The sequence below is a fragment of the Proteus sp. G3927 genome, assembly GCF_963894685.1.
Classification (GTDB): Bacteria; Pseudomonadota; Gammaproteobacteria; order Enterobacterales; family Enterobacteriaceae; genus Proteus; species Proteus mirabilis.
This window is the reverse complement of the sequence record NZ_CAWQGX010000038.1, coordinates 1-7,586: the sequence shown is the minus strand read 5'-3', so window position 1 is coordinate 7,586 and position 7,586 is coordinate 1. Positions and strand designations below refer to the sequence as shown.

Annotated in this window: 3 protein-coding genes and 1 pseudogene; all 4 read right to left on the bottom strand. The window is 44.1% G+C overall.

What is annotated here, in order from left to right; translation table 11 throughout:
• Nucleotides 1-4,208: DUF6531 domain-containing protein (locus AACV00_RS17610; protein ID WP_161679894.1), on the bottom strand; the 4,208-nt coding region annotated here is incomplete at its 3' end.
• On the bottom strand, nt 4,201-5,256 hold the full coding sequence (locus AACV00_RS17605; protein WP_161679893.1) for a DUF2169 family type VI secretion system accessory protein: 1,056 nt from the start codon (nt 5,254-5,256) through the stop codon (nt 4,201-4,203). The genes AACV00_RS17605 and AACV00_RS17610, both read right to left, overlap by 8 nt.
• 12 nt (nt 5,257-5,268) lie before the next feature.
• A complete protein-coding gene (locus tag AACV00_RS17600; RefSeq protein WP_161679891.1) occupies nt 5,269-7,371 on the bottom strand; it encodes a type VI secretion system Vgr family protein in 2,103 nt (700 codons plus the stop codon).
• An 83-nt stretch (nt 7,372-7,454) separates the two neighbouring features.
• Nucleotides 7,455-7,586: pseudogene (locus AACV00_RS17595) on the bottom strand (type VI secretion system tube protein Hcp); the annotation flags it as partial.

Here is a 7,586-nt window from a genome sequence, read left to right as displayed (position 1 = left end):
GCAAGAGTGCCATCGGCATATATCGGCGTTTCTTCTATCAGTTGGTCTCCCGACCATAAATAGCGCCACGTGGTGATTTTAGGCTTAATCTGCGGAAATAATGGGTCAATATGGGCTAAGTCACTGTCGACAGTTTTGGTTTTACTCAGACGTCGACCAAAAGCATCATAAGTATAGTGCCAACAATCCCCTTTCGGTGTAAAGCATGCGGTTAGCTGATTTTGTGTGTTCCATAAATAGCGCCACTCTCTGGGACGAAAACCGCGTGTATGGACAATTTTTTTAGCTAATCGCCCATTAACATCATAATGGTAATCTTGATATCCCTTCGCTGTGTAACGGCGAGTCACCCGTCCTGCTTGCTGTTGCTGAAATAGCTGTAGCATCGCCCCTTGTGCTTCTGAAGGCACCATCGACGAGGACGGCGTTGTTAAGTGCTCCGTGATATTGAGGTTGTTATCATACTGGAATTTTTCGTCCTGATTACCCCATTGTGGACTGTATTGTGTCTCAGTGATTTGGTCATTGGCATTATAGTGATAACGTGTCTGTCGCCAGCGATCATCTTCAATGCCCACCACATTATAAGCGCGATCATATTGATAACTGCGGTGCACATCCGTACAAAATGGCGGTTGTTGGGGATGGGCTTGTATCGATTGTAAAAACTGTTCGGTGCCTCGCCCTGCTCGTTGATGAGCCAGTAAACCAGTGGCCGTATAGTGACTGGAATTGACAAATCCAGCGTGACTACGGCGTAAATACTCTTGTCCTACCGCGTTGTAGCTAAATTGAAGTGGTGCATGCTGATTGACTTGCAGTGAAGTTAACTCCCCCAGTGCCCCAAAAGCATAATGCAACTCCCGTTCACCAAAACGGGTCAATGCCAGTGTATTATCAGTATCATTCCATTGATGAACAATCTCTTGTCCATTAATACGTTCACTGCATAAACGACCTTGGTCGTCATACTCAAATTCAACCACCGAGTCAGGATTAGTCGCTTTTATCAATTGTTGACGTGCGTTATAGCTATATTGAGTCGTGGATAAGCAGCGGCTTTCTTGCTCATCTTCAAACCATTCGCTTTGTTCAACCACTAAGCCACTTTCATTATAGCGCCAACGCAGTTCATGGTTATCCGGATAGCGAGTGGCAATGCGACGTCCTAGTCGGTCATAGCGATAACAAATCTCACGCCCCGTAAAATCAACTTCACGAATGATTTGTCCCGCTTTATCCCGTTCGTAAAGATAAACCTCCCCGTTCGCATTCACTACTTTTTTAAGTCGTGTCAGTGAATCATATTCAAAGCGAATTTCACTGCCGTCAGGGCGTATCATTGCCAGTAAGACATCAAAAGGCCCATAACGATAACGGGTGGTTTTTCCTTCACCATCCGTCACCGCGATAACTCGGCGCTCACTGTCATAGTCTATCTGTTGCTCGACCCCATCGGGTAATAAAATCTTGCTGAGACTGCCGTTGGTACTGGCATGCTCAGTGCTGTATTGATAGCGTGTGGTGTGATTTAACGCATCAGTGTAGTGCAGTAAACGCCCCAATTCATCACTATGATATTCTGTGCTGTGTTGATAAGGATTGGTGGTTTTAATCAGTTGATGTGCAGGGTTATAGTGGTATTGCCATTGCGCACCATTGGGCGTAATGGCTTTGAGCAATTCACCATGTTGGCTATATTCATAGACCTGCTGACGCCCTTGCGGATCTGTCACTATGGTTAAATTGCCATTGTCATCATAGCTTAGCTGCCATTCATCGCCAAAGGCCGATGTGAAATGGGTAAGTTGACCATAGTCATTATAATCATAGTAAATGGCTTTACCATCAGGTAAATAGATATAGGCAAGCAGTCCATTATAGTGATAACCATACTCTGTGCGCTCACCAATCTCATTGATTTCTGCTATCTTTTTCCGCTGTTCCCATTCCGTATACGTTTCACACCATAATGGATCGATAGTGCGAGTCACCAGATTATCATCGTTATAATAATAACGTGAAAATCCACCCTCACCGTCAATGTAGGTTGTCATGCGCTGATAATCATCATAGATAAAGCGATCATTCCAAAAACCAGACGGTGAACGTGTGGCGACAACACGTCCTTGTTCATCATAATCAATCATCACTTCTGTACTGTCAGTATCCCCCCAAGCGACCATGAGTCCCTCAGGAGAATAACGATGCCATAAGTGGTTTTGTTGATAGGCATGACATTGACTAAGATAACCATGAGTATCGTATTCGCAACGTACAAAATCTCGAGGAGATGAGGTTGTGCTTTCAGAGCAAATGCGAACTAATTTATCCTGTTGATATTCGAGTATTAACGCTATGCCATCATGACGCTTCACACTGACAAGCTGGCTTTGCTCGTTATATATAAAATCAATACGATGCTGATTTAAATCAGTGATTGCACTTAATCGACGATATTTTCCTTGTCTGTGATTAAAATGTAGAAACTGTTGTTGCGTACTATCAAAAAGGGTTAAATCACCATCACGTTGTCCGGTGAGTAAAAAATGGGGAGCATGGGCATTTCTTGCACGGATCTCCTCTGTGGGAGTTATAAATGTAAAATTAGCACCATCACTGTCTTGATAGATGATGTTTCCGTCAAGTATATGTAAACAGCGTGACCATTCGTCTGCCCACTTCGGTCCAAAAAGTCCCTTTGCATTTGATGTGGATTTATATGTACGATGTAGAGATAACGGCAACAAGCCCGGTATCTGAATAATTGGCCACTGTTGGATAAAATCACCAGTAGCCACATTAACAGGCTCACCTTTACAGGTTGCACTAGAAGTACTGTTTCCATCGGACTCTTTGCTGCTGGATGTCGATTTATTCTCCGTTTGGCTATTATTAGCTTTATTAGGTGGCGTTTCTGTAGATACGCTTTCCGTTTTTCCTTCAATTTTAATGCCATTATCTGATGAGGTTATTTTCGGTGTTTCTGGGCTTTGGATCACCTCAGTACCTTTAGCGGCATTACTTCCTTTCTCTGTGGCGGAGATTTCTGCCCCTTTGATTGCCTCACTTCCTTTGGATATATTACTGGTCTCTGTCGCTTTTATTACGTCAGTAGCTTTATTTACCGCAGAAGTGCCTTCAGATATTTCAGTTATTTTAGTTCCTTCTGCTACTTTATTAATAGCATTAGCACCTTCAGCGACTTTCCCCACTTTTAAAAAAGCAGCGGCAATAGTCGCTATTTCAAGCCCACCTCTTGTTACTATTTCGACTTTATCGCTATCACTTTTTTTCCATTTATTCTCTAATTTTTCTTTTTCTTCATCGATAAGTTTACCTAATGCACGATATTTGGCTTTAGCGTCTTCCTTAACACCTTCAATACAGTTATTCCCCAACCTCCAGTTTTCTGCTTCGATAAGTCCCTCGATGGTTTTTTTGCTCGCATTTAGAGCCACGTTTTGAACTAGATCGGTTGGATTTATGTAATAATAAGCTTCCACAGCTGACTTTGTTGTACTTTCAACAAAACCAAGACCACCACGAGTCAGGCCAGTTATTCCATCCATTGAAGTATTATATAAACTGTTCCACCATGAATAATCTGTATTAATGTGTTCAATTCGAATATTATCAATGTATTCAGTTAATTGTTTGTCAATATCATTTAGAGAATCATCTCTTTTTTTATCCGCTTGCTGTTTTTGTTGACGGAGTCGCCCAATAAAACTTTCTTGTTCTTCTCGTTGCATCTCTTGCAGTGATTCTAACAATTCTGATGTCACGGGCGGATTGTTACAGGGGATTTTATTGCTCTCAATCGGCTCAGCAGGAGGTGCAACATTAGTAATTAAAGTCCCTAATGTATTGTTATTGTTCATTGCGACTAATGAACCATCTTGTGCAGCAGGTTGACCTTCAATACGGACCGATGGGCTCCCTGTAATAATTTGACAATCTCCACCGCCTAATGAGGTTCCAGATAATACACCGGCCCCCGTGTTACTTTGCGTTCCTTTGATTATTGAACCAACATTCAAAGTACAATATCCACGTGCTTTAACACTCAAGGCATATTGCTTTTGTGCATCTAAGCTTTGAAAACTATCAAAAGGAATAGCAGAACACCCTACCTGACAAACATCAGGGGTGGTTGCAACAACTTTGAATTGTTTTTCACCGTCACCAACATGTTTATCAGCCATTACAACAAGCTCCTTTTGTTTCTGCTGGAACCCAAACGCCTATTAATGCTTCCACAATCGGATATTTTGCGGGGATAACAAGTCGTTTCACGACAGAGATAAGACGACGATCTAAGTCAATAGTCAGTGTGTCTAAATCTGGTTTCAAAGAGAAAAGCTCACCTTCGATGTCTTGTAATATGATTTTCACACGATAGTCAGGTAATGCTGTAACGACCCGCGATGATTCAGGTAATAAACCTTCCAATAATATAGGTTCATTGCCCAATAAATATCCAGGATAGCGTAAAGACGGGTGCGCACTATTGAAAAAACGTTCATCAAAATCATCTGGATAAAACGGGAATTGGTTTTCTTGCCACTCTTTTCCATATGTTCCAGCGTATTCAACACGTCCTGCCCACCAACGGGAGATAGGCCCCATACCTTCGCTAATTTGTCGAGTATCAATAGACAACGTATCAAGTGGTCTTTTACGAATATCTTCCATAATCTGAGGGGCTGGATAACGTTTTTGTTTATCAAGTGCTTCGACATCGGGGTAAAATCCGATCCCAATAGGATTTTCTATTACTTGTTGTTGTTCTTGCTGGGGAGACTGCCATGTTCCTCCATAAGCCAACTCATGGCGTAAAGAAACCCCATCAACAGGTATTGATTGACTCAAGCTCCATCGATCCTCTTGGTATTCCCAATAGTGAGGGCCAAACAAAGACCACGTTTTGCTAAAGTTTTCAATGCGAATACCTGCTCGCCATTGTGCCGTAGGCTGATTGCCTTTAGGGCGCGCAACCCCCAGTATATGGATATTAGTGCAAGGACGCGTCCACACTAAATCCGTTTCTTCGATTAAACTACTGGTTTCCGGTGCATGATAGTAACGATCGGCCATGTTTAAAGGGTATTGCTGTTCATTTAAATCCGAGTAATGCCCGCCAGTCTTGAGCCGAAAAGTTTGGCGCAATGCAATCACATTAAACAGCTCATCCTTTTTTCCTACTTTTTGGTATAAAAGATAAGGAAATGGGGTTGTGTTACTCACTTTCATATCACTATTCCCTTAGTTTAAATCGATATCTTTACCCGTAATTTTCACAGGACCTGTAGCTTCGAACTTAAATTCCTGACCATTAATCGTGACATGCCCACCATTATCCATTCGTAGCACACTTGCTCCACAACGTAATTCAATGACTTCACCGACATTGATAGATAATGTTTTGCCTACAGTAATTTTTTTATGTTGGCCTACCGTTTCGCTGTTATCTTTATCTATCGTTTCTGTGCGAGCGCCTTTCACCTGCATCTGTTGATTGTTTTCGATCACTTCAACATGATCGTGTAAAACATGGGTAGTGCGATCATGAAGAACACGGGTATTCATATCCTTCTGCGCATGAAGAAACACCTCTTGCTTACCGCCGGCATCTTCAAAACGCAATTCATTAAAACCTTCCCCTTTGTGGGTTTGGCTACGGAAAGTGGTTTGTGTCTTATTCTCTGGGAACTTAATCGGTGGTGCGTTACGACCATCATAGGTACAACCGGTAATTATCGGTCTGTCGATATCCCCATTCAGGTAACTGACCAGCACTTGTGTGCCGATGCGCGGTACCGCAGAAAAACCATAACCATTTCCACTCCAACCCATGGCAACCCGCACCCAGCATGAAGCACTGTGATCGGCACTTCCCCGACGATCCCAATGAAAATGCACTTTCACGGCGCCATATTCATTGACGTAGATTTCTTCCCCCGGTGGTCCTACCACCGTCGCCATTTCATCGCCGTCCGCCGTCGGTTTATAACGATAAGGGGGACGCCACTCTTGCGTGCCCGGAATAAAGGAGACGCTATTCGACAGTTGTGTGCCTTCGCCCCCGCTATTGTCCGCCAGTGGCTGTACACCATGATGGCTGACGCTGATCACTTGCCAGCGATCATTCATCGGCTGATGGGGATGCTGAGATAAGGTGAAGATTTTGCCGGGCATCAGCGCAAAACAGTTTGTTGTCGCTTGTCCCACTTTGCTGCCGTTACGTAATTGCTCAAAGCGCACCTGTGTCAGAGGTCGACCTTCATCGTCTAATTGAAAACGACCATAACTTTCAAACACACTGTGCTGTCCCCCCTGCTCAATTTTGTTTTCATGAGACAACGGATAAGAAGGACGCACAAAGTTGTTGTCTTTATGGATAGTTTCATCCACACACAAATATTCGCCATATTGCCAAGTCATGGCAGTGCTATCGCTGATATCGGTGTCGGCCTGCGGGTTATAGGTGAGGTGAATACCCGCCGTCATCCCCATATGTTCATCGCTGTAAAACAGTTGTTCTTCTTCAAACCAGAAGTTAATGCCCTCTTCAAACGCCAGTCGACACCAAAAATCAAATGCGGATTCGCGTTTTTGGGTGGTGTAGAGACGTTCAGGGTGTAGATCTTCACGGTAGAATTGGTAATCCGCTTTAACATGGGCCTCATCCAATAAGGTTTTTAAGATGGTCGGCACCGATTGATGTTGAAAAATACGGCTGTCTTGATTGAGGGTCATCACCCACATTTCAGGGCGAATATCGAAGTGATACCACGTTTTCACTCCGTCGGTATTGCCTTGTACTGCCCCGGCTAAGATACCGTTGACTTTGCGGATCAACACCCCATCACGTTTGACCGTTAATGATGAGGCTAAGCCAAGATGGCGCTGAAAATCGATAAAGGGTAAGGCACTGACCGCACTGATGGACAGCGAAAATAGCGAGGATAATCCTTCAGTAAGATTAAATTCGGTGACTTGGAAGGTGTCGTCAGGCAATCCACCAATGGTGCAAGTGAACACCAAACCACTTTCGAGGCTGTCCATGCCTAATGCATCAAGTAACGCCCCATGGGCCGCTTGGAGTGCTTGGTTTTCAGCGAATGTTTGTCCACCGGTAAAACCGCCACCGTGGATCAGGGGATGAGCCGTCACCCTATTGGCCGATGCGCTGGCTGATTGCGTGAGCGAGGCCGCTGCTGAGGCCATCCCGGCCACCTTTTGCGTGGGTGTCGATAGCGTTTCGTTCACTTTGGATTGCACCCTATTTTTTACTTGATTGATGGCTTCATCTTTTAAAACGGATGCCGGGTCAATGGGCGTTGATTTCGGATCTTTGCTAAGCATAATCTGCCTCCATGCAAAAATGGATAAAGAAAAGGGAACAATACAAAATAAGGACGAGCCCCCAAGGACTCGTCATAACGGTATTACGCTTCGAGAGGCGCACGCCAGTCATCCGCACCAGACGTTCCAGCAACAGTGTGCTCCCAGTCAATTTTGCGGTAAGAGAGGGAGACTTCGATAAGTTGCGTGAAGTCGGCTTTAGCCGGATCTTGGCA

Excerpts from the sequence above, each read along its gene's own strand:
- AACV00_RS17600 (WP_161679891.1), bottom strand. The coding sequence starts at position 7,371 with ATGCTTAGCAAAGATCCGAAATCAACGCCCATTGACCCGGCATCCGTT.
- AACV00_RS17605 (WP_161679893.1), bottom strand. The coding sequence starts at position 5,256 with ATGAAAGTGAGTAACACAACCCCATTTCCTTATCTTTTATACCAAAAA.